This is a genomic window from Halomonas sp. JB37, assembly GCF_002332255.1.
GTDB classification, from domain to species: Bacteria; Pseudomonadota; Gammaproteobacteria; order Pseudomonadales; family Halomonadaceae; genus Vreelandella; species Vreelandella casei.
The window spans coordinates 1,929,403-1,951,155 of record NZ_NRGW01000001.1 but is presented as its reverse complement, the minus strand read 5'-3'; the positions used below and the strand labels follow the sequence as shown (position 1 = coordinate 1,951,155).

Below are 21,753 nucleotides of genomic sequence, written 5' to 3'. Positions count from 1 at the left end.
AAAAGTCATTGAAATTTGAGACTCTTCCACAAAGATCAAAGGCATTATCATCTATTTCTTATTTGGAACTCGAACGAGCCTTTGATTATTACTTTCAACCAAACCTGTTTCCAGCTCAAAATTGCGCCGAACAACGTTTAAATATTCAGCCATTAAAAGATCATATTCTTTTTTAAGTTTATGGTATTCATCTCTTGCTTTTTTTTTGAGCTCTTTTTGCTTCTCAACTTTATGAGCAAAACCAGGAGCATCTAAGCCATCTTTTTTACGATTAGCTTCAGCATCAGCTATAGCATCACAAAGCGATGGATAACGTTCATAACGCACATAGCCCTTACCTCGCCCAGCTTCACGGCCCACAGCATCTTTAGTGAACTTAAACCGAGTTGATCTTGTATCAACCACCTCAGTTTTTCCACTCTTTAACCGTACAAGGGCATCCCAATATTGCTGTTCTGCTTCGCTGTGAATCCTCATGAGACCTCCACTGATTCAACCAAATTCTGCAAGAAGATATCAATTTGCCTTACATTTTCCTCATACTCTTGGCGGGCACGCTTTGGAATTACACCTGCTAACTCCAGCTTATAAAACTCCTTCGTTTGTTCCAAGGCTATCTTCGATCCTGGTAAAAACACGGAATTTTCGCAACTAATACATGCGGAAGCCAGAACGCCTGCTCCTTTATTACAGGGTTTCAGTGACATACATCCTCCTACCAAGGTAGGGCGGTAACGAATCTTACCATTTTTGACAGCCTGCGTTGTTGTCTTACGACTCTCTAAAAAGCTTGGCAATTGCCCCTTAGTTTGTTGTGTTCTTAATTTTTTCCCCGCGCTACCAGCTAATGGCAGTCCATTTTCTAATAAATGAAAGAGATCATCTGCTTCAGCACGAGCCTTCGCCTCAGCCCACTCGGCACGTAAAGCTTTAACTTCAAGGCCATTCCCTAGTATGTTTATAGCTCTCGAGCTTGAGTTGGAATAATATGCAGTCATCACCATGCTGATGTGCTTAAGCTGAGCCTTTAAAACAGGATATGATACTCGCCCGCTCGCAGCTGCATAAACTGCCATTGATCGCCTAAACTGATGAAATGTTAGAGGCCATGTTTCACCCACGCTAATGCAGTTTGGTAAATCTTCGCCATACAAGAACCAACTTACTTCCTCTACATCTTGATCGGAAATCTGAAGTTCATCTTTGTAAAGTCCTCCAAAGGCAGAACCTCCATTGAATGAAGTTGCTGCATAACGAAACCTCGGATGGGGCTTTCCCTTTTTTCCATGCTCCACTGATAAGAATAAAGGTATGTCTTGCTCATTAGGATATTCTAAAGATCTGTCATCAGTCCAAGATAGCGCGCCATTCGCAATAGTCCTGGCTACTTCAAATGCAGATTCGACTACACCACTAGTAACCCATTTTGTAAAACGAGGTACACCATTATCCTCAAGTTTTGTTGTAGATGACCAAACAACGGGAATATCTCCATTATCAATACTTAGAGTTTTGAGGCCATTAAGTGGTATAGACAACAATTCGCCCTTGCGCATACCAGTAAAAGCAGCAATCACAATTGCACAGCGAATTTGCCAACGGCCAAAATTCTCAACGATCCCTGCCCAACTTTCGTTTTTTGAAATACCCGCATCTAAGAGCTCTTTGAGGGCGACGCGCAGCCTATCATTCTCTAAAATCAATTTATTCCATTGAAATGTTACACGCGCGGCTTGTTTACTTGTAAGTGGACTAGCTTCAAGCTTTCTGTCCAGACTCACCGCCTTGTCTCTTGCAAGAGTTCGCATTTGAAAGATGAAATTGATAGCATCAATTTTGTCAATGAATCGGTCTAAATCTTCAATCGTGCTTTTTAATAAGCACTGATATATTTTTGATGGAATAAGAAGTGTCTGAAACGTATCGCCGGTTTCCGGGAACTGCTTTCTAAATATTTTTAACCGATATAAAAACTCCAGAGAGGGAGTCAACTCTTCCCAAAACCAACTATTACCGAGAGCAGTCGCTGTATCTGTGAAGCGCTGAATCTTTGCAAGTAATATCCCCACCTGCTTGTCTGACGACCCACGGCTAATCAAAAAATCAATTGAATTGGGAGTAGAGAAAACTTTGTTAACCGGAATATTATTATCAGCGCAATAACAAATTAAAGACGCCATTGCCACCAAATCGCCATTAAGTTTTGACATTGAGCATCCACCGACAAAATTAATCCAATGAATCGCAAAAGTCTTCAGAAACTTAATTGCACAAGAAGCATTTCCATGTTTGAACTTATTCGTACCTATACCAGAAAGAAAACTCTCAACTTTTGTCTTAAAATTGAGAGTTTTCATTGCTGTGCTAGTAGCACTATAATCCCAAATATCATCTCTAAATCTTGACAAAGGATTCCCATCTCTGGCAATGGTAACTACCATTTCATCTGCGATCGTTGCGCTTGATACTTCTTCAGCTAGAAATATCTCCTTCGCAGTAGAATCTCTCGACATCAAATACTCCATAATTAATGCTCTATCAACAATTCGTTATATCGAGATAATAGCGCTTGTATCTGTCTGTTCCAGTGTAGATTATATTTACCCATTTCAATTTCCTCCTCCACTTTGCTAAGTACTTCTCCATAGCATTCGTTCTTGTCTAAAACAAATGCTAAAATTTCTTCAATTCTTAAAAGTGCTGGTTTCACTACGGCTTCATAATGCTCCGGATCATTTCTGATCAATGATGCTATACGCAACGCTTCCCGGAGGCTTAAAATTTTATGGATATCTTGAAAATCGGGATGGATTGCAAAGTACTCACAAAATAGACAGCTTTCAAAAGTTCCACAAGAAGGCTCTGGGGCTTCAGTATTAAAACCTTCTCGCCTTAACGGGGTGCCTCCATCTAAGTTAGAACAAGACCCAGCTGCGATTCTTTCAGTCTTACAATCACTCGCCAGATTAACAGAAATGGGCTCTACTGTTGCCCGATCAAACTTTCTCACTTTAGAGCTCACCGCTTCATGGAAGTCATTCATCTCAATAGCCTGTGATTCCAAGTCAATAGATGTGTAAGACTTTGTAGTTGTTGCAATTGAATTATTTAATTTTTTGGCCACCAAGGATATTTTTCCTTGTGATTTTCTAATAAAATATTCACCGGATAGCTGTCTAATATCTCTCGATGAAATAATTGGAATACCTTTAAACAGCGGTGATCCTCTTATAAGCCAATTACCACTGCTTCTTTCCAAACGTTTTAAAGTCTGATTCTCGCCAATTTTTACAAAAAGATAATCACCGACATCCCCTGAAAGACCTAAACCTTCAACCCACTCTCTTAGCTTTAGGTATCTTAGCAGCTCTTTCTTTAGTTTACTCGAAGCCGTAAATTCAACGGATCTTCCTGCACGAAACTTATGCTTTTTAGCGAATGAAGAAGAACCAATTGCACTTAAATCAATATCTGATATCTTTAGATCAAGAGTAGTTTGAACGTTCGCTGCAGTAAGCCCAAGATAAATCTGAAAAAAACAAAAAACACTCAAGTTGTAAGCATAAATCTTTTGAAAAGTTAAACTCCCACTCCTCCATTCACACCTATTAAAAATAAGAGTTTTATCATAGAAGCCTCTTTTTCCATGAAAACCACTTTTACTTTTGAAATTCTTTGAGACAGCATAACCAATATCTTTCTTAGGAAGTGGAGCACCATTTACATCGAAACAATTAGACAAATCTTTCAAAGTAGCCCCTCTTGGCGAATGCCAATAAAGATCCTTATCAGTAGAATTTGGCGGAGTCACTCGAACAGGATATTTATTATCTAGAATAGCATCTGAAAATTGGCTAAAATAGACGGCACACGCGCGCAAATAATCTTGTCCATCTTTAAGATTTATAGTTCTAACTTCTGGTTCTATATTTAACTTTCTATGTCGATTCTTAGGGACATATTCAAGAATTTCATTATTCGACAGTTGCGCACCCCACTGAATAAAGTCTCTAGCGGAATTTAAACGCCCATTTAATGCTGTTCCACCCAATGCAGAAACACCACTCATGCGCGCTCGTTGATAAAGAACTATATGATATCTTTTATATTCATTTACCAAATCAGTCAATGAAGTTGGTTTTGCCCCTTCATTAAAATCGCAAAACTGAAAAAAATATCGTACATAATGAAGCTTTCCCCGCAAAGTTTCATCACGCCAACCTTTACGAAAAGCGTAATCCAAATAATTCCTTAGCCAATTCACCCTCTCTGACGATAGGGAATCAGCACTAACCAATCCAAGCGAGTGATGCTTCCCCCTTGACAAACGTCTGGAAACTTCATCTCTCTCTAAATAACAGATTCTGCCAATATCTACCTTATAAAATAAGCCATCGGCCCTAACCCCTTTAACAATAACAGCTTGGGGCGCATACAACTTAGGAGGGTCTTGAGGGTCTATTTCGACCATAGGTCGAGAAGTGAATAACTTACTCATCATTATCCCCCGGATAAAATAGCGAACCAAATTCCTCTTGGATATAATTAAACTCAGTTAGCTCTGCATCGAAATTTAAATACAATTCTGTTGTTTTAATATCACTATGATTCAAACGTTGCCTGACATGATCAAATATCTTAGAATCAGGGTAACCTTTTCCCCTCAGCAGTCGTACTACGTTCATTCCCATTGTTGCCCTGAGGTCATGAAAACTAAAAATCTTGAAATCGGGCTCATCTTTTTGGATACGTGCAATAAATCGTCCCAACTCATTTCTAAGCGATTGACCGTTCTTCGGCACCATCAGTGGCGCGTTAATATTCCACGCAGCCATCGGGTCTTGACGGTCTCCAATTTCTCGTTGAGCTGTTAAATATGGATTCCCATCACGTGTTAAAAATACATAGTTTTCATCTGTTTCAGAATAAAAACTGTTTTTTCGGCTTCGTCTTTTTTCCGCACGCTCACAATAAATATACGTTATTAAGTTGTTAATAAGCTCGCGTCTAAAAATCAGATTGTTTGGCCTTCCTCCTTTCGTATCTGCTTTGTATCGTTGGCCTGTTTTTATAACTACATTATCTATAAAGGAGGATGACTCTAGCTCTTCAAATGCCTCTTTAATGCAACCGATACTCAACGTGCATACTGTTTGTTGTCTGGCACCTGTTTCAAGAGCAACTCGAATCATTAACTCCAGCTCTATTGATGCGTAATTTTTTCTAAATCCTTCCCCAATAATTTTTTGCTCTACGGGCATTAAAGGTCGCAAGCTTCCACCATCTCTGAGCTTTCCATGTTGAGGAATTGGACGTCTACTACTCTTAATCCGGAGGTCATTCGTAATCGTCTGTACACTGCGAACCAAACCCACACGGTTAGCCGTCATAATCGTCTTTCTGATAGGCGTGAATGGCTCATTCTTCAGGCTAACTTCCGTCACGAGTGACTCGTAACGAATGTTTGTATAAAAATGGGCAACTGTGGAAAGAATGTTATTAATATGTTCAGCACTGAAGTCATTATTATTTAAAGACTGCTTCATAAAAACGCTGAATTTTTGCGGTGCACGTTCGTAGTATTTCTTTGGCAAATCAAGAAAGTGTTGCCCGGTATCTTCGAGGTATTGCAGGTAGTATTTCAGATGAGTCGCCCGAGCAGTGAGCGTTTTCATATTTGAGAGGCTAGGCTTTTCAAGCTGTCCCAGTAAGTAAGCGTTCCCGATATCCCAAGGCAATCCATCAGACTGAAGAATTACTGGCATCTTTGGAAAATAGCCGACACCCTCTAGGCGTGAGAAATGGTATTCATATTTATGGTCGTCTTCAACCTTCGACCACATCAATTGGCCTTTATAAAAATGACTTAGATGAATGACCCTAGCTTTTGACCTAAATAATTTATTGAGGGTGGTTTTCATACCCTTGGTGTCCTATAAGGATGTACACCATGCGAGCATGAGTTTCTTAGCATGTCAACTTTTAAAGAGTTGCCTGGATTTCATGCAGCGCACTGGCAAAATAGCCGCGCGCAAAAATCACCTGGTGATAAGGTGTTTCATTATTCGCGGGGCGATAAAGAGGCTCATCGTCTCCTCGAATCAGGCGTGTTTGATAGCGCTGGCCAAAAACACCATCAAATAGCGCGGTAATATCTTCAAGGGTCCAGCGCTCCTCGGCGTAACTCACATTGACCTCATTTGTCGTTTAATTTGCTGCATTATACCCGCCGGATGAACACCAGCTAAATACTAGGCGGCAAGGCTTAGTGATCCCTGCTAATCTATCGCCTTTTTATAGCTTAACTCGCCAACCAGGAGCCAACCATTGGGCGATTTCACTCGACACGTTAAATCAGTGTACTGGCCGGAAACGCGCGCCTTGATCTTTTTGGCACTGCCCATTTGTGGTGCTCAGTTGGCTCAGGCGGGGATGAGCGTTGTCGATGTCATGATGACTGGACGACATAATGCTACGTCACTCGCGGCGGTCTCGGTTGGCTCCAGTCTATGGATGCCGCTAATGCTATTTATGACCGGCACCTTGATGGGGTTGACGCCGATTGTGGCTCATTTACTCGGTGGCCAGCGTCAAACGGCCATTCGCCCAGCAGTACACCAGGGTCTTTGGGTCGCCCTACTGCTAGGCATCGTCGCGGCGTTGCTGCTTTGGTCAGTCGTGATGCCCATATTTGAATTAATGGACGTGCCACCCGCCGTCGCCCGCGAATCTGCAGCCTATCTCTCTGCCGTGGCATTTGGCATGCCTGGAATTGCGCTCTTTCAAGCGCTGAGGGCATTCTCAGATGGTATGAACCATTCTCGCCCGGCACTGTGGATTAGCCTGGTAGGCTTGAGCGTCAACATTCCCGCCAACTATGTCCTGATTTACGGTGGCGATGGGTTAGTTGAGCTATTCGGCTCCTGGACACCTGACATCTTGCAGCAAATACCCGCGCTAGGCGCCTTTGGCTGTGGTGTAGCGACGGCGTTCTCAATGTGGACGATGGCGTTAGCGATGGCTTATTACACGCGCCACGGGCGTACGTATAAAAGTGTAGCTATCTGGCAAGGGCTAACGCTCCCACAGTGGGCAGGCATTCGCGAACTCATCGTCGTGGGCGTCCCCATTGGCGTGGCTATTTTTGTTGAGGTAACGCTATTCACATTTATTGCGCTATTCATTGCAAGCTTTGGTGAGGTTACCGTGGGCGCCCATCAAATAGCGCTGAGTTTCACTACTATTCTGTTTATGCTGCCTATGTCGCTGAGCATGGCGTTAACCGTGCGCGTTGGTAACACGCTGGGGCAGCAGCGCTGGGCGCTTGCCAGAAAAGTCGCCTGGAACGGGGTTATCATTAGTGTGATCATCGCGGTTATTAACAGCACGCTACTCTGGTTCACGGCGGTGCCCGTTATCTCACTCTATACGTCGAATAACGAGATACAGGCCCTCGCGCTATCGATCATTGCATTGGCCGCTATTTTTCAGCTATCCGACTCTCTTCAGGTTACGCTGGCAGGCGCTCTAAGAGGCTACAAGGATACGCGTATCGTTATGGTCATTACGGTGCTCTCTTATTGGATTGTCGGCCTAGGGGGCGGCCATTGGTTAGGCACTCATGGTGTAGGTGATATGGTTGTGCCGTTAGGGGTTCACGGTTACTGGATCGGCCTCATTGCTGGTTTAAGCACTGCCGCACTCCTACTCGGCTGGCGCCTACAGCACATCAGCGTTCGGGAGTAATCATGGCTCGATGGGCGCATGCTTGTGTCACGCTCGCGCTAAGCGCCCTACTGGCTGGCTGTGGCGACAGCCCCGCTGAAAAGCAGTGGCGAGACTATCATCAGCAGCTTGCAACTGATCTCGCACGGGCAGATATAGATAAGACCGATATAGATAGAGCAGCTCCGGCAAATATTGGCGCGTTTCCTGATCGCAAAGATCGCCTTATTGATATTCCTGAAACGCGGGACAGCATACTCAACGTTTACGCGCTGCGTGAATGCCAAATCACCTCGCTAATCGCGGCACGTAATAATCAGCTTGGCCGCGTAGCGCCTCCCAGCCAGCAGTGGCTATATGAACGAACGCTATGGCAGCGGCTAAGCGTCTGTTCGCATAGCGACGTTGCCGACCAGTTAAACCCTGAAGATCAAGAGCGACTACAGCAGTTAACGGCAACAAAAACGGCACAGCTATCCGCCGTAAGCTGGAACGCTATCTTTGATTCCAGCGAGTGGATAAAAAGCTTTTCGCGCTCAAGCCAGCCTTTAGCCAATGTCGATAAAGCGGTTATCGCAGGCCATCTCGAGGCTATCGATTATTTACAGGAAATGACCGTGCACCAGTTTGACCTCGACTGGCAGCAAAACTCATCAGTCCTCGAAAACCATCTAAAAACGCTGCAAGAGCGGCCACTGACGGCTGAAATTTTGCGGGCGTTATTACTCGCCACTCAACGCTTAGCCGAAGAAAATACGCTATTAACGCAGCAAAGCGATACTCCCATGCGCTGCCTAACCCCCTGGAACTTACAGCCCCTTGAGGATTTAGCAAACACGGCGCATGAGTGGCTTACTGCGATCAATCGGTTAATCGATGCGCAGCAGGTCGACAAGCCAGCGGCAGTCCAACGTTATCAAGTGCGCTGGCTTTCACTGCAATACCCAGGTGCTCCGTGGCAACAGTTTCAACAGGCACTCAGTGAACATAAAGCGTTAAGAGCACGTTTCGCTGCTTGCACTACGAATTAAATTGCCCAAACCCTTAACCTTATAAGCAACTTGTGCTATTGGTGAATATAAGAGGTGAAGAATGCAGCAAGCTAGCCTGCTTCGCCACTGTCATGACCACGCAGCACAAGGAGGGACACAATGGGCGCATCCCTGTCACCCCGCTCTGCCCAGGTCATCGACCTGGAAACCGTGCGCCAACGTCAGCAGGCGCAAAAGTGCTTAGTCCGTTTAGCACCTGAGCTAGATGGCATTGAGATGGTGTATAAGCTCGCTGCGAACCCTGACACCTATTACGGCATGCCCATTCTAGCCTGGGGGTTAAGAGAGGACGGCAACATTATCGGTCTAGTACCGTGGATGGAAACCTTAGCCGCCTGCCAAGATCTGAACAGTGAAGAAAATGGCTATTTCGTTGGCTATCGTGATCCTGAAACGGAAGAAATTTTCGATTCCCCACCCGATCACAAGTTTCATGAGCTAATGGCGGCAGCGGAATACTTCGATTATGAGGCTTCAGGCGACGTCACCCTTATCCAACAAATCCCAGATACACTTGGTACACATGCTTTATGTATGAATCACCCAAACTCGCCCTGGCATATGAAACCCGTTTACGGCTGGCGGCTTTACAGTGATGGCAGTCTTGACGCGCTGTTAGCTGATGAACAAAAAGCGCTAATGACACCCATTCTTCTCGGCGACAAGTGCCTATACAGCGCACAGGATCGACACCAGACCGTTTATTTTTTCCAACGCCATATTGCTAACCGCATATTGGAAGAAGATCCGGCAACGCTGGATGCTCTCGCCATGATGGTCGTGGCAAGCGATTGATACAGATGCTGAACAGTTGCACTAATAGCGAGGCCAGTCGCTCTGTGCCTCGCAAGCTTCAAAGGCCTTAAGCGGGGCTATGCTAAGCGTATAAAATAAAGGTAGCTGCTCTCGGATGAGACGTCTTGCCCAAGTAGCTCATGGCCCAGAAACTGACAGAATTTAGGCACGTCACGCGTTGTCGCTGGGTCTGTAGCCACCACTTTAAGAACCTGACCTGGCGACATATCGCGTACTTTATTATGCATCAACATAATCGGCTCTGGGCAATAGAGTCCAGAGGTGTCTAACAACTCATCATAGCTGGGTAAGTTACCCGTATTAGCAGCCATTGATATCCTCGATGCAGGAAGCAAAGCGTATGATTAAAATCATCATCGAACGGCGCATTATGCCCGGCCTAGAAGAAGAGTATGAACAAGCGGCACGGGAAGCCATGCGCGTCTCTTTAGGCGTAAGGGGCTTTGTCGGTGGCGAAACCCTCGTAGAGCGTGGCCATACCGATCGCCGTTTAATGATTACTAAGTGGCGCGACATCCGTGCTTGGAAAGAGTGGCACTCAAGCGATGCGCGCACAATGGCTATGCAGCGTATTTTACCGCTACTAACCGAAGATGAAACTATCCGTATTTACGAGCCCGGCTATTAAACTTGAAAGACCGTCGGTACTAGCTTCTGAGCCTTACATGCACAGTGACTTCTTCGCGATCATGGTAAAGATGACGACACGTTACCTTAGCACTGACACCCGCTTTTTCCAGCGCGTCTTCCAAAGTCGTTAAGCAGCGCGTTACTTCGCCCCAGCGCTTTTTCATAGGCAGTTTGAGGTTAAAGATTGCCTCTTTACACCACTTACGAATTAGCCAGCGCTCAACCATCGCCAGCACGCGTACAGGCTTATCGACAATATCACACACCAACCAGTCTAAACGCTGTGGTGGCTCCCAGGTAAAACCATCTTCTTTAAGATGATCAATCTGCCCTGTCCCCATCAGTTGAGGATCCATTGGGCCATTATCAATCGCATACACGTACATGCCGCGCTGTACGAGCTGCCAAGTCCACCCGCCGGGTGCAGCGCCTAAATCAGCGGCCTGCATATGCGGCGCAAGACGCGTCTCCCACTCTTCGCGAGGGATAAATTCGTGCCATGCCTCTTCTAGCTTCAACGTTGAGCGACTAGGCGCACGCGAAGGAAAACGCAGCCGACGAATACCGTTAACAAGCTCACTACGATTACCCGGAAAGCTCATTGCCAGCTGCGCTTTATCACCATCGGTCCAAAAAATGTGTAGCCGTCTAGCACCCGCACTTCGCCTTAACGCGCCACGCTTCTTTAGCAAGCTTTCCAATGGCTTTTTAAGCGCCTTGATTAGCCCTGCCAGTGCTTTACCGTCGTTAGTGTCCGGCGTTTCATGCCAAATTTCTTCGAAGTTCCAGCCACTGGCCTTGACCTGCTCCAATATAGCGGTAAGACGATCATCACGCGATAGGCTCAGCGCAGGCAGTGCCGCTAGGCTCTGGCGAGCGAAAATCAGTGATTTAAAGGCAGCTTGGCGGTGCAAATCATTCACCGGTTCGCCATCGATACGCGTTAGGCTTACCCACCCTTCTCCGTAAGATGCCTCACAGGAAACATCGAGCCGTTCTGCGTGATGTTGCAACTCGGCCAGCGCATCATGCTCAAACCCAGGACGACAGTAAACTAGCCACGAAGTGGGTACTATCTCACTCACCCTTTCACCTCAAACTTAGCATATAGACATGGCGGATTATTTCGAGTCGAAGCGATAACCCTTAACGGCTGCATCATAGCATTTCTGGCAGCGAGGCGGTCGGCAATACGCGCAGCTATATTGTTTACGTTTTCTCTAAAATTAAAAAAAGATGCAAAAAAAATCCCCCGGGGCGTTAGCCTCGGGGGATTTTTCGTATAAGTGCCTGACGATGACCTACTCTCGCATGGGGAGACCCCACACTACCATCGGCGCTAAGCGGTTTCACTTCTGAGTTCGGCAAGGGATCAGGTGGTTCACGCGTGCTATGGTCGTCAGGCGTAACTGGTCGTATATCATGCTGATGTGATCGTTTCTTGCTGTCGTGCCGCCTGCTTGTTCACTCTTGATGAGTGGGCTGGGCCACACGCTGCGTATCCGGCTTTTTTTTGATGCGTTAACATCATAACGTTATCACTGCGACCAGACCCCTTGGGTGTTATAGAGTCAAGCCTCACGGGCCATTAGTACACGTTAGCTCAACGCCTTGCAGCGCTTCCACACCGTGCCTATCAACCAGCTGGTCTCGCTGGGCCCTTCAGGAGGCTCTAGGCCTCAGGGATGTCTCATCTTGAAGGGGGCTTCCCGCTTAGATGCTTTCAGCGGTTATCCCGTCCGACCATAGCTACCCGGCAATGCCACTGGCGTGACAACCGGAACACCAGAGGGTCGTCCACTCCGGTCCTCTCGTACTAGGAGCAGCCCTTCTCAAACATCCAACGCCCACGGCAGATAGGGACCGAACTGTCTCACGACGTTCTAAACCCAGCTCGCGTACCACTTTAAATGGCGAACAGCCATACCCTTGGGACCGACTTCAGCCCCAGGATGTGATGAGCCGACATCGAGGTGCCAAACACCGCCGTCGATGTGAACTCTTGGGCGGTATCAGCCTGTTATCCCCGGAGTACCTTTTATCCGTTGAGCGATGGCCCTTCCATACAGAACCACCGGATCACTAGAACCTGCTTTCGCACCTGCTCGACGTGTCTGTCTCGCAGTCAAGCACCCTTATGCTCTTGCACTCAATGCACGATGTCCGACCGTGCTGAGGGTACCTTCGTGCTCCTCCGTTACTCTTTAGGAGGAGACCGCCCCAGTCAAACTACCCACCACACACTGTCCTCGATCCGGATAACGGACCTGAGTGAGAACGCCAATGATGCCAGGCTGGTATTTCAAGGTTGGCTCCCTTCGAACTGGCGTCCAAAGTTCAAAGCCTCCCAGCTATCCTACACAGGCAACATCAGCGTCCAGTGTGAAGCTATAGTAAAGGTTCACGGGGTCTTTCCGTCTAGCCGCGGGTACACCGCATCTTCACGGCGATTTCAATTTCACTGAGTCTCGGGTGGAGACAGCGTGGCCATCATTACGCCATTCGTGCAGGTCGGAACTTACCCGACAAGGAATTTCGCTACCTTAGGACCGTTATAGTTACGGCCGCCGTTTACCGGGGCTTCAATCAAGAGCTTCGCCTTGCGGCTAACACCATCATTTAACCTTCCGGCACCGGGCAGGCGTCACACCCTATACGTCCTCTTACGAGTTAGCAGAGTGCTGTGTTTTTAATAAACAGTTGCAGCCACCTGGTATCTTCGACCGGTTCGGGCTAGGAGAGCAAGTCTCTTCACCCTACGCCGGCGTGCCTTCTCCCGAAGTTACGGCACCATTTTGCCTAGTTCCTTCACCCGAGTTCTCTCAAGCGCCTTGGGATTCTCTCCCTGACCACCTGTGTCGGTTTGGGGTACGGTCGCACATGATCTGAAGCTTAGAGGCTTTTCCTGGAAGCGTGGCATCAGTGACTTCCTGACCGTAGTCAGTTCATCTCGTGTCTCGGCTTTAAGATCCCGGATTTTCCTAAGATCTCGGCCTACTCACTTTCACCAGGACAACCAACGCCTGGCTCACCTAGCCTTCTTCGTCCCCCCATCGCAACCATGTCCGGTACGGGAATATTAGCCCGTTTTCCATCGACTACGCCTTTCGGCCTCGCCTTAGGGGCCGACTCACTCTGCTCTGATTAGCATCGAACAGAAAACCTTGGTCTTCCGGCGAGGGAGTTTTTCACTCCCTTTATCGTTACTCATGTCAGCATTCGCACTCGTGATACCTCCAGCAGACTTCTCAATCCACCTTCATTGGCTTACACGACGCTCCTCTACCGCGCATCATTATCGAAATAATGACGCACCCGTAGCTTCGGTACCTGGTTTAGCCCCGTTACATCTTCCGCGCAGGCCGACTCGACTAGTGAGCTATTACGCTTTCTTTAAAGGATGGCTGCTTCTAAGCCAACCTCCTAGCTGTCTAAGCCTTCCCACATCGTTTCCCACTTAACCAGGATTTCGGGACCTTAGCTGACGGTCTGGGTTGTTTCCCTTTTCACGACGGACGTTAGCACCCGCCGTGTGTCTCCCACGCTGTACTCACCGGTATTCGGAGTTTGCCTCGGGTTGGTAAGTCGGGATGACCCCCTAGCCGAAACAGTGCTCTACCCCCGGCGGTAATACGTGAGGCGCTACCTAAATAGCTTTCGAGGAGAACCAGCTATCTCCGAGCTTGATTAGCCTTTCACTCCGATCCACAAGTCATCCAAATCTTTTTCAACAGATCCTGGTTCGGGCCTCCAGTTGATGTTACTCAACCTTCACCCTGCTCATGGATAGATCGCTCGGTTTCGGGTCTATATCCAGCGACTGTGTCGCCCAGTTAAGACTCGGTTTCCCTACGGCTCCCCTATACGGTTAACCTCGCCACTGAATATAAGTCGCTGACCCATTATACAAAAGGTACGCAGTCACAGAACAAGTCTGCTCCTACTGCTTGTACGCACACGGTTTCAGGATCTATTTCACTCCCCTATCCGGGGTTCTTTTCGCCTTTCCCTCACGGTACTGGTTCACTATCGGTCAGTCAGGAGTATTTAGCCTTGGAGGATGGTCCCCCCGTCTTCAGTCAAGGTTTCTCGTGCCCCGACCTACTCGATTTCACATGATCAGATTTTCGACTACAGGGCTATCACCTGCTACGGCCAGACTTCCCAATCTGTTCGCCTAATCATTCACATGCTTAAGGGCTGGTCCCCGTTCGCTCGCCGCTACTAGGGGAATCTCGGTTGATTTCTTTTCCTCAGGGTACTTAGATGTTTCAGTTCCCCTGGTTCGCCTCTTACACCTATGTATTCAGTGTAAGATACTGACCTTATGGTCAGTGGGTTTCCCCATTCAGAGATGTCCGGGTCACAGGTTGTTGCCACCTCACCGAACCTTATCGCAGGCTACCACGTCTTTCATCGCCTCTGACTGCCTAGGCATCCACCGTGTGCGCTTCATTGCTTGACCCTATAACCCGAAGGAGTCTGGTGTCTCGCAATGATAACGTTCATTTGCCGGATACGTATAAAACGTATCACAATTTAAGAACCCACCTTGCGGTGCGTTCTTGTCAGCATGATATACATTGTTAAAGAGCGACTGCTATAAGCAGTGATAAGACAACGCCGGAGGCGGCTGGCTTATCACTGCTCATCAACAGCATTTTGATCAGGTAATTCATTGTGGACGCTTACTAACTGTGACGCATCGTTTAAGGAGGTGATCCAGCCGCAGGTTCCCCTACGGCTACCTTGTTACGACTTCACCCCAGTCATGAACCACACCGTGGTGATCGCCCTCTTGCGTTAGGCTAACCACTTCTGGTGCAGTCCACTCCCATGGTGTGACGGGCGGTGTGTACAAGGCCCGGGAACGTATTCACCGTGACATTCTGATTCACGATTACTAGCGATTCCGACTTCACGGAGTCGAGTTGCAGACTCCGATCCGGACTGAGACCGGCTTTAAGGGATTCGCTGACTCTCGCGAGCTCGCAGCCCTTTGTACCGGCCATTGTAGCACGTGTGTAGCCCTACCCGTAAGGGCCATGATGACTTGACGTCGTCCCCACCTTCCTCCGGTTTGTCACCGGCAGTCTCCTTAGAGTTCCCGACATTACTCGCTGGCAAATAAGGACAAGGGTTGCGCTCGTTACGGGACTTAACCCAACATTTCACAACACGAGCTGACGACAGCCATGCAGCACCTGTCTTATAGTTCCCGAAGGCACAATCGCATCTCTGCAATCTTCTATAGATGTCAAGGGTAGGTAAGGTTCTTCGCGTTGCATCGAATTAAACCACATGCTCCACCGCTTGTGCGGGCCCCCGTCAATTCATTTGAGTTTTAACCTTGCGGCCGTACTCCCCAGGCGGTCGACTTATCGCGTTAACTTCGCCACAAAGTGCTCTAGGCACCCAACGGCTGGTCGACATCGTTTACGGCGTGGACTACCAGGGTATCTAATCCTGTTTGCTACCCACGCTTTCGCACCTCAGTGTCAGTATCAGTCCAGAAGGCCGCCTTCGCCACTGGTATTCCTCCCGATCTCTACGCATTTCACCGCTACACCGGGAATTCTACCTTCCTCTCCTGTACTCTAGCCTCACAGTTCCGGATGCCGTTCCCAGGTTGAGCCCGGGGCTTTCACAACCGGCTTATAAAGCCACCTACGCGCGCTTTACGCCCAGTAATTCCGATTAACGCTTGCACCCTCCGTATTACCGCGGCTGCTGGCACGGAGTTAGCCGGTGCTTCTTCTGCGAGTGATGTCTTTCCTAATGGGTATTAACCACTAGGCGTTCTTCCTCGCTGAAAGTGCTTTACAACCCTAAGGCCTTCTTCACACACGCGGCATGGCTGGATCAGGGTTGCCCCCATTGTCCAATATTCCCCACTGCTGCCTCCCGTAGGAGTTCGGGCCGTGTCTCAGTCCCGATGTGGCTGATCATCCTCTCAGACCAGCTACGGATCGTTGCCTTGGTGAGCCATTACCTCACCAACTAGCTAATCCGACATAGGCTCATCCAATAGCGGGAGCCGAAGCCCCCTTTCTCCCGTAGGACGTATGCGGTATTAGCCTGGGTTTCCCCAGGTTATCCCCCACTATCGGGCAGATTCCTATGCATTACTCACCCGTCCGCCGCTCGTCAGCATCTAGCAAGCTAGATCTGTTACCGCTCGACTTGCATGTGTTAGGCCTGCCGCCAGCGTTCAATCTGAGCCATGATCAAACTCTTCAGTTTACAATCATTGTGATCCTTACTCGTGTCTTCCGAGGAAAACACAAAAGCGAATCAAACTTGGCTCAAGGTTCAAACGAATTCATTCAAAACGGATCAAAAAGGCAATGCCTTTAAAACCTTATTGCTTGAGTCGCTTGCCTTGATATTGGGTGATTTGTCACCAACATCAGCAAGCGCCCACATGAATTACCTGATCAAATTGTTAAAGAGCGTTTCGCTGTGGCTATCGTGTTGTGATAGCGGGCCAACCGTTGAACTGTTTGGCCTCAGCGAGGAAGGCGTATTCTACGCACTTCCGAGTGTTTGTCAATCGGCAATTTCTGGGGCCGATTCGGGAAACATTTTTCGATGACCTGAAAACGCTAACCTGCTGACAAACCGAAGGTTTTCACCTTCATCCACCGCTGGTAACGCTAGGCGTCCCCGGCAGCGGATGCGTACTTTATGGCTTCCCAGATGAGATTGCAAGAAAAAGAAGCGGAGAGCATAAAAAAACGGCAGAAGACCTCCCTTCTGCCGCAAACCACGTTTAGAACAACGCGCAGAACAACATCATTAGAGAGCACTCATTAGCGCTTGCGTTGCTGGGCCAATGCTAGCGCCTAAAAATTAAGACCTGTTATTAAATTTCAAAACCTAAGCCAAAGTCCTCACTAGAGATGGCCATTAAGCTCGCGGCACCCGCACTTATCATTTGTGCGTGCGCACGAGTGCGCGGCAGGAGCCGCTGATAGTAGAAGCGCGCAGTGTTTAATTTCGCGGCATAAAACGCTTTATCAGACTCGCCCAAGGAGCTCGATGCCTGTTTGGCCGCACGGGCAAATAGATACGCTAACGTGACGTAACCTGAGTACATAAGGTAGTCAACGCTAGCCGCACCGACTTCTTCGCGGTCTTGCATAGCTTTCATACCCACGCCCATGGTCAGCTCACCCCACTCTGCATTCAGCTTGACAAGCGGCTCGATGAATTCGTGAAGGGCGGGATTATCAGCCTCGGCTTTACAAAACCTATGGATCTCTTTGGTGAATACTTTTAGCGACTCACCCTGGCTCATAAGCACTTTACGGCCCAATAGATCAAGCGCTTGAATACCGGTAGTACCTTCATAGAGGCGAGTAATGCGTGCATCACGCACTAGCTGCTCCATCCCCCACTCTTTAATAAAGCCATGACCACCGTAGATCTGTACGCCTTCGTTAGTACATTCAAAACCAACTTCGGTCAGGAAAGCCTTAACGATAGGTGTTAGCAGACCAAGGAGAGTTTCAGCATGATCTCGCTCTTCACCTGGCTCACCTTGTTCCACCACGTCGAGCATTTGGGCAGCGTACAGCACCAGCATGCGCCCGCCTTCCGCAAACGCCTTTTGCGTTAGCAGCATACGGCGCACGTCCGGGTGAACGATAATCGGATCAGCTGGCTTATCAGGCGCCTGCTTACCCGACAGCCCACGCATCTGTAGTCGATCCCGCGCGTAGCTCAGTGAATTCTGGAAACTCGCCTCAATCAACCCAAGCCCTTGAATACCTACGCCGAGACGCGCAGCGTTCATCATAGTAAACATGCACGCCAGCCCTTTATTGGGCGGCCCAACTAAGTAGCCTATTGCGCCATCGAAGTTCATCACACAGGTAGCATTACCATGAATGCCCATTTTGTGCTCGAGCGAACCACAGGTGACGCCATTCCGCTCCCCCACATTACCCTGAGAATCGGGTAAGAACTTAGGCACTACAAACAGTGAGATACCTTTAGAGCCTTCTGGCGCATCAGGCAGTTTTGCCAGCACTAAGTGGACAATGTTCTCTGCCAAATTATGCTCACCGGCAGAGATAAAAATCTTGGTGCCCGTAATTGCATAAGCATCACCATCAGCAGGCACTGCCCGCGTTTTGATTAGGCCGAGGTCGGTACCGCAATGGGACTCGGTTAAGCACATAGTGCCGGTCCACACACCCTCCACCAACTTAGTGAGATACGTCGCCTTCTGCTCATCAGTGCCATGGTGACGCAGAGCATCAGCAGCGCCATGCGACAGACCTGGATACATACCCCACGCCAAGTTAGTGGCACAGATCATTTCCGAAAGCAGCATGGCTAGCGAGGGCGGCAACCCCTGCCCACCATGCTCAGGGTCAGCAGCCAAACTTGGCCACCCACCTTCTACGTACTGCTGATAAGCTTCTTTAAAACCGCGAGGGGCTTTAACCTCCCCCCCTTCTAGCAAACACCCCTCTTCATCTCCACTTTGATTAATCGGTAGTAACACCTCGCGGGCAAACCGAGCTCCCTCTTCCAAAATAGCGCTGATCACATCAGGCGATGCATCATCGCCACTTGGAAGCTGTGCGTAGTGAGCGGGGTAATCAAGCATCTCGTCCATCACGAAACGCATATCACGAATAGGGGCTTGGTAGCTGGGCATCACACTTCTCCAAAAGAAGGGGTATTGAAAGCCGATAAATTGCTTTTAGACAAACAACTTTCAAACACATGTTTGAAAACTAGCGCGAGCGCTCTATAGAGTCAAGCGAGCGTTTTAATTTAGCCTAGAAGCGCATTACAACTTTGGCCGCCAACTCAACATGCTATAGCCTCTAAACATAAAAAAACTCGCCAGTGATTAGCTGACGAGCTGCCATAATTTACTGGGAAAAACGACTACTGCATGCGAATGCCGCCATCCAAGCGAATCAACTCACCATTCAGCATAGCGTTGGTAATAATTTGCTCCGCTAATTGAGCGAACTCGTCTGGCTTGCCTAATCGCTTAGGGAATGGCACCGCAGCGGCTAGCGCCTGAGCGGCTTCATCAGGAATCTCGCTCATCATCGGCGTTTCAAATACCCCTGGGGCGATTGCCATCACGCGGATAGCATGCCGAGACAGCTCACGCGCGGCGGGAAGGCTCATCCCCACAACCCCCGCTTTAGAGGCACTGTAGGCACACTGCCCCACCTGCCCATCGAAAGCCGCAATAGACGCAGTATTGATAATCACCCCACGCTCACCGCTTTCACTAGGCACATTTTTCGCCATCGCTGCGGCGGCAAGGCGCATAACGTTAAACGTGCCCACCAGATTGATATTGATCGTTTTCTTATAGCTTTCTAGATCCGCCGGAATACCGTCTCGATCAACCAGCTTTGCCACGCTTACCACGCCCGCACAATGAACCACGCCCGACAGCCCGCGCTCACCGCCTAGCGCAACGGCTGCGTCCACCGCTTTCTGCATCTGTTCAGCAGAGGTGATATCAGCAAGGACAGCCTGTGCGCCTGCCCCCAACTGCTGGGCATGCGCATTCACGCTGTCGTTCAAGTCGCACAGAACGACCCGTGCACCCGAGGCGACTAAACGCTCAGCGGTTGCTGCGCCCAGCCCTGAGGCGGCGCCGGTAATCAAAAACGTACTGTCCTTAACCTGCATAACTGGATTCCCTATGGTGGTTACAATGACTGCCTTGACTTGGATTCTTCTACCGCTTGAGCGCGTAGCTTAAAGCGCTGGATCTTTCCGCTGGGAGTTTTGGGTAGCTCATCGACAAACTCTATGATGCGTGGGAACGCATGCGTCGAAAGCCGCTCGCGTACTCGCTGCTTGATTTCATCGGCGAGGACATCACTGGGCTCAAAGCCTTCGCGCAGCACCACATACGACTTAATTACCTCGCCTCGAATTTCATCTGGCTGCCCTACGGCTGCCGATTCAGCGACCGCAGGATGCGTCATCACGCTGTTCTCAACATCCGTTGGCCCAACGCGATAACCTGCCGTGGTAATAATGTCATCATCACGGCCGGCAAACTGAAAGGTGCCATCTTCATTGCGAATCACCACGTCTCCGGTTAGGTAATAACCTTCCACAAAGGGATTTTTTTCCTGCCAGGTATATCCTGGAAAGAAGTGCGCTGGCGAGTTCTTGATATCCACCGCCAGAACACCAGGCTCCCCTGCGGGGAGTTCGCGATACTCCGCATCCAAAATGACGAGACGGTAGCCCGGCATCGGCACGCCCATGGCGCCTACGTGCTTTAAATGATCAAGCGCATGATGGTTATTACAGGTCATCCCCGTTTCGGTTTGACCGTAGTGATCCATCACCGAACAGCCGAGCGACCTTTCTACCCAGGTAACCACTTCGGTATTTAAAGGCTCTCCTGCTGAACTTGCCGCTCGCAGCTCTAACGTTTCATGCGCGTCATCAAATAGGCCTGAGGCCTTCATCAAGCGATAAGCAGTGGGCGCGGCGGCAAAATTGGTAATGTGGTGGCGCTTCATAAACGCCAGCGCCCCTTCGGCACTAAAGCCCGCCTCACAGAAATGCGTGGTTACGCCCAGCAGCAGCGGCCCGGTGATCGCATAGTAAAGGCCATAGGCCCAGCCTGGATCAGCCATATTCCAGAAGCGGTCATCGTCGCGTAGGTCAATGGCGAGCTCCATATAGATCGCAAATGCCGTCATGCCCGCCAGCGGAACCGCCACCCCTTTTGGCTTGCCCACCGTGCCAGAGGTAAACATTTGCAGAAATGGCTCATCAGGCGAGAGCCTTGGCGGCCTTTCGCTCATTGACGTATGCGTCAATGCAGCTTGCCAATCGTGATCATCGGCATGCTCGCTGGTTTCACCACCGACGGCTAACACCGACGGACACTGGCTCAAACCATCAAACTTATAGCGATTGGCGTGATCAGTTATCACAAGTTTGGTATCGGCACGCCCTAACCGATAGTCCACGGCATCAGGACCAAACGCGGTAAACAGCGGCTGGTAAACGGCACCGATACGCCATGTTGCTAGAACGGCAATCAACAGCTGCGGGGATCGTGGCAACATGCAGGCGATGCGATCGCCCTGGCGTAGCCCTTGAGCTTGAAACCAACCGGCAAGCATCGCGCTTTGCTTATCAAGCTCGGCGTAAGTCAGCGTATTAATAGCGCCTTGGGAATCTTCCTGAACCAACGCCAGTAAGTCACCACGTCCTGCACGCACATGACGCCCACAGCAGGCCTCAAAAGCATTAAGGAAGCCGTCTTGGTGGTCATCTAAGCGAGCAATGACGCTATCGATAGAAAAGCTATCCAGGTAGTGCTGGTAGTCGGGCAGTGTGTGCGGTGTCGTGGTCATGATGGCTCTCTGATGTCGTCGGTAATTGTTGTTGGTAATGAGCACGTAGCAAGCGATATGGGAACAGGCAACGCCTATAAAACATCCGTTGACGTTAACGGAACTTTTGAGATAAAAACAACGCTAAAAGCAATCGCCTTGGAGAGCAAGCATTCTGA

The 21,753-nt window shown here is 49.0% G+C and carries 14 protein-coding genes, 3 rRNA genes and 1 pseudogene; 5 read left to right on the top strand and 13 right to left on the bottom strand.

Annotated elements, in window-relative coordinates:
* Positions 1 to 51 precede the first annotated feature (51 nt).
* The 5 genes and pseudogenes from CIK78_RS09005 to CIK78_RS08985 form a co-directional block, all read right to left on the bottom strand.
* Positions 52 to 477: a hypothetical protein gene (locus tag CIK78_RS09005; RefSeq protein WP_096279245.1), complete on the bottom strand. Its 426-nt coding sequence runs from the start codon at positions 475 to 477 to the stop codon at positions 52 to 54.
* Entirely contained in the window at positions 474 to 2,513 is a 2,040-nt protein-coding gene (locus CIK78_RS09000) for a hypothetical protein (protein ID WP_141393034.1), read from the bottom strand. The genes CIK78_RS09005 and CIK78_RS09000 overlap by 4 nt, the downstream gene beginning before the upstream one ends.
* Positions 2,514 to 2,527: 14 nt before the next feature.
* A complete protein-coding gene (locus CIK78_RS17775; RefSeq protein WP_141393033.1) occupies positions 2,528 to 4,498 on the bottom strand; it encodes a hypothetical protein in 1,971 nt (656 codons plus the stop codon).
* Entirely contained in the window at positions 4,491 to 5,921 is a 1,431-nt protein-coding gene (locus CIK78_RS08990; protein ID WP_096279239.1) for a tyrosine-type recombinase/integrase, read from the bottom strand. Before CIK78_RS08990 ends, CIK78_RS17775 begins: the two co-directional genes overlap by 8 nt.
* A 76-nt stretch (positions 5,922 to 5,997) precedes the next feature.
* Positions 5,998 to 6,189, bottom strand: a pseudogene (locus CIK78_RS08985) (elongation factor P hydroxylase); the annotation flags it as partial.
* A 138-nt stretch (positions 6,190 to 6,327) separates the two neighbouring features.
* Here CIK78_RS08985 and CIK78_RS08980 point away from each other — a divergent pair.
* From CIK78_RS08980 to CIK78_RS08970, 3 genes are all read left to right on the top strand, one after another.
* A complete protein-coding gene (locus tag CIK78_RS08980; RefSeq protein ID WP_096279237.1) occupies positions 6,328 to 7,746 on the top strand; it encodes an MATE family efflux transporter in 1,419 nt (472 codons plus the stop codon).
* Positions 7,747 to 7,748: 2 nt separating this feature from the next.
* Positions 7,749 to 8,756, top strand: a complete 1,008-nt coding sequence (locus CIK78_RS08975; protein ID WP_096279235.1) for a DUF3080 family protein — start codon at positions 7,749 to 7,751, stop codon at positions 8,754 to 8,756.
* Between the two features lie 120 nt (positions 8,757 to 8,876).
* Positions 8,877 to 9,572 (top strand): hypothetical protein, encoded by a 696-nt coding sequence (locus CIK78_RS08970; RefSeq protein WP_096279233.1) that lies wholly within the window; start codon positions 8,877 to 8,879, stop codon positions 9,570 to 9,572.
* Positions 9,573 to 9,649: 77 nt separating this feature from the next.
* On the opposite strand, the gene tusA is transcribed toward CIK78_RS08970, so the two are convergent.
* Positions 9,650 to 9,904: a sulfurtransferase TusA gene (gene tusA, locus CIK78_RS08965; protein ID WP_096279231.1), complete on the bottom strand. Its 255-nt coding sequence runs from the start codon at positions 9,902 to 9,904 to the stop codon at positions 9,650 to 9,652.
* Positions 9,905 to 9,933: 29 nt separating this feature from the next.
* On the opposite strand from tusA, the gene CIK78_RS08960 reads away from it, so the two are divergent.
* Entirely contained in the window at positions 9,934 to 10,221 is a 288-nt protein-coding gene (locus CIK78_RS08960; RefSeq protein ID WP_096279229.1) for an antibiotic biosynthesis monooxygenase family protein, read from the top strand.
* A gap of 19 nt (positions 10,222 to 10,240) precedes the next feature.
* On the opposite strand, the gene rlmM is transcribed toward CIK78_RS08960, so the two are convergent.
* From rlmM to CIK78_RS08940, 4 genes are all read right to left on the bottom strand, one after another.
* Positions 10,241 to 11,308, bottom strand: a complete 1,068-nt coding sequence (gene rlmM, locus CIK78_RS08955) for a 23S rRNA (cytidine(2498)-2'-O)-methyltransferase RlmM (RefSeq protein ID WP_096279227.1) — start codon at positions 11,306 to 11,308, stop codon at positions 10,241 to 10,243.
* A 203-nt stretch (positions 11,309 to 11,511) separates the two neighbouring features.
* A 5S ribosomal RNA gene (rrf, locus tag CIK78_RS08950) occupies positions 11,512 to 11,627 on the bottom strand.
* A 163-nt stretch (positions 11,628 to 11,790) separates the two neighbouring features.
* Positions 11,791 to 14,688, bottom strand: a 23S ribosomal RNA gene (locus CIK78_RS08945).
* Positions 14,689 to 14,933: 245 nt separating this feature from the next.
* Positions 14,934 to 16,466 (bottom strand): 16S ribosomal RNA (locus tag CIK78_RS08940).
* Together the 16S, 23S and 5S rRNA genes form the textbook arrangement of a ribosomal RNA operon.
* A gap of 22 nt (positions 16,467 to 16,488) precedes the next feature.
* Between CIK78_RS08940 and CIK78_RS17770 the strand changes: the two genes are divergently transcribed.
* Positions 16,489 to 16,818: a hypothetical protein gene (locus CIK78_RS17770; RefSeq protein WP_141393013.1), complete on the top strand. Its 330-nt coding sequence runs from the start codon at positions 16,489 to 16,491 to the stop codon at positions 16,816 to 16,818.
* A 270-nt stretch (positions 16,819 to 17,088) separates the two neighbouring features.
* On the opposite strand, the gene CIK78_RS08935 is transcribed toward CIK78_RS17770, so the two are convergent.
* The 3 genes from CIK78_RS08935 to CIK78_RS08925 all read right to left on the bottom strand — a co-directional run bounded on the left by CIK78_RS08935 (position 17,089) and on the right by CIK78_RS08925 (position 21,595).
* Complete coding sequence (locus CIK78_RS08935) at positions 17,089 to 18,894, bottom strand: acyl-CoA dehydrogenase C-terminal domain-containing protein (protein WP_096279225.1); 1,806 nt, start codon at positions 18,892 to 18,894, stop codon at positions 17,089 to 17,091.
* A gap of 236 nt (positions 18,895 to 19,130) precedes the next feature.
* Positions 19,131 to 19,898 carry an SDR family NAD(P)-dependent oxidoreductase gene (locus CIK78_RS08930; protein ID WP_096279223.1) on the bottom strand — a complete coding sequence of 256 codons (768 nt, stop codon included), beginning with the start codon at positions 19,896 to 19,898 and terminating at the stop codon, positions 19,131 to 19,133.
* Positions 19,899 to 19,918: 20 nt separating this feature from the next.
* Complete coding sequence (locus CIK78_RS08925) at positions 19,919 to 21,595, bottom strand: AMP-binding protein (protein WP_096279221.1); 1,677 nt, start codon at positions 21,593 to 21,595, stop codon at positions 19,919 to 19,921.
* Positions 21,596 to 21,753 lie beyond the last annotated feature (158 nt).

Coding starts and splice junctions, on each gene's coding strand:
- CIK78_RS09005 (WP_096279245.1), bottom strand. CDS start 477: ATGAGGATTCACAGCGAAGCAGAACAGCAATATTGGGATGCCCTTGTA.
- CIK78_RS09000 (WP_141393034.1), bottom strand. CDS start 2,513: ATGTCGAGAGATTCTACTGCGAAGGAGATATTTCTAGCTGAAGAAGTA.
- CIK78_RS17775 (WP_141393033.1), bottom strand. CDS start 4,498: ATGAGTAAGTTATTCACTTCTCGACCTATGGTCGAAATAGACCCTCAA.
- CIK78_RS08990 (WP_096279239.1), bottom strand. CDS start 5,921: ATGAAAACCACCCTCAATAAATTATTTAGGTCAAAAGCTAGGGTCATT.
- CIK78_RS08975 (WP_096279235.1), top strand. CDS start 7,749: ATGGCTCGATGGGCGCATGCTTGTGTCACGCTCGCGCTAAGCGCCCTA.
- CIK78_RS08970 (WP_096279233.1), top strand. CDS start 8,877: ATGGGCGCATCCCTGTCACCCCGCTCTGCCCAGGTCATCGACCTGGAA.
- tusA (WP_096279231.1), bottom strand. CDS start 9,904: ATGGCTGCTAATACGGGTAACTTACCCAGCTATGATGAGTTGTTAGAC.
- CIK78_RS08960 (WP_096279229.1), top strand. CDS start 9,934: ATGATTAAAATCATCATCGAACGGCGCATTATGCCCGGCCTAGAAGAA.
- CIK78_RS08935 (WP_096279225.1), bottom strand. CDS start 18,894: ATGCCCAGCTACCAAGCCCCTATTCGTGATATGCGTTTCGTGATGGAC.
- CIK78_RS08930 (WP_096279223.1), bottom strand. CDS start 19,898: ATGCAGGTTAAGGACAGTACGTTTTTGATTACCGGCGCCGCCTCAGGG.
- CIK78_RS08925 (WP_096279221.1), bottom strand. CDS start 21,595: ATGACCACGACACCGCACACACTGCCCGACTACCAGCACTACCTGGAT.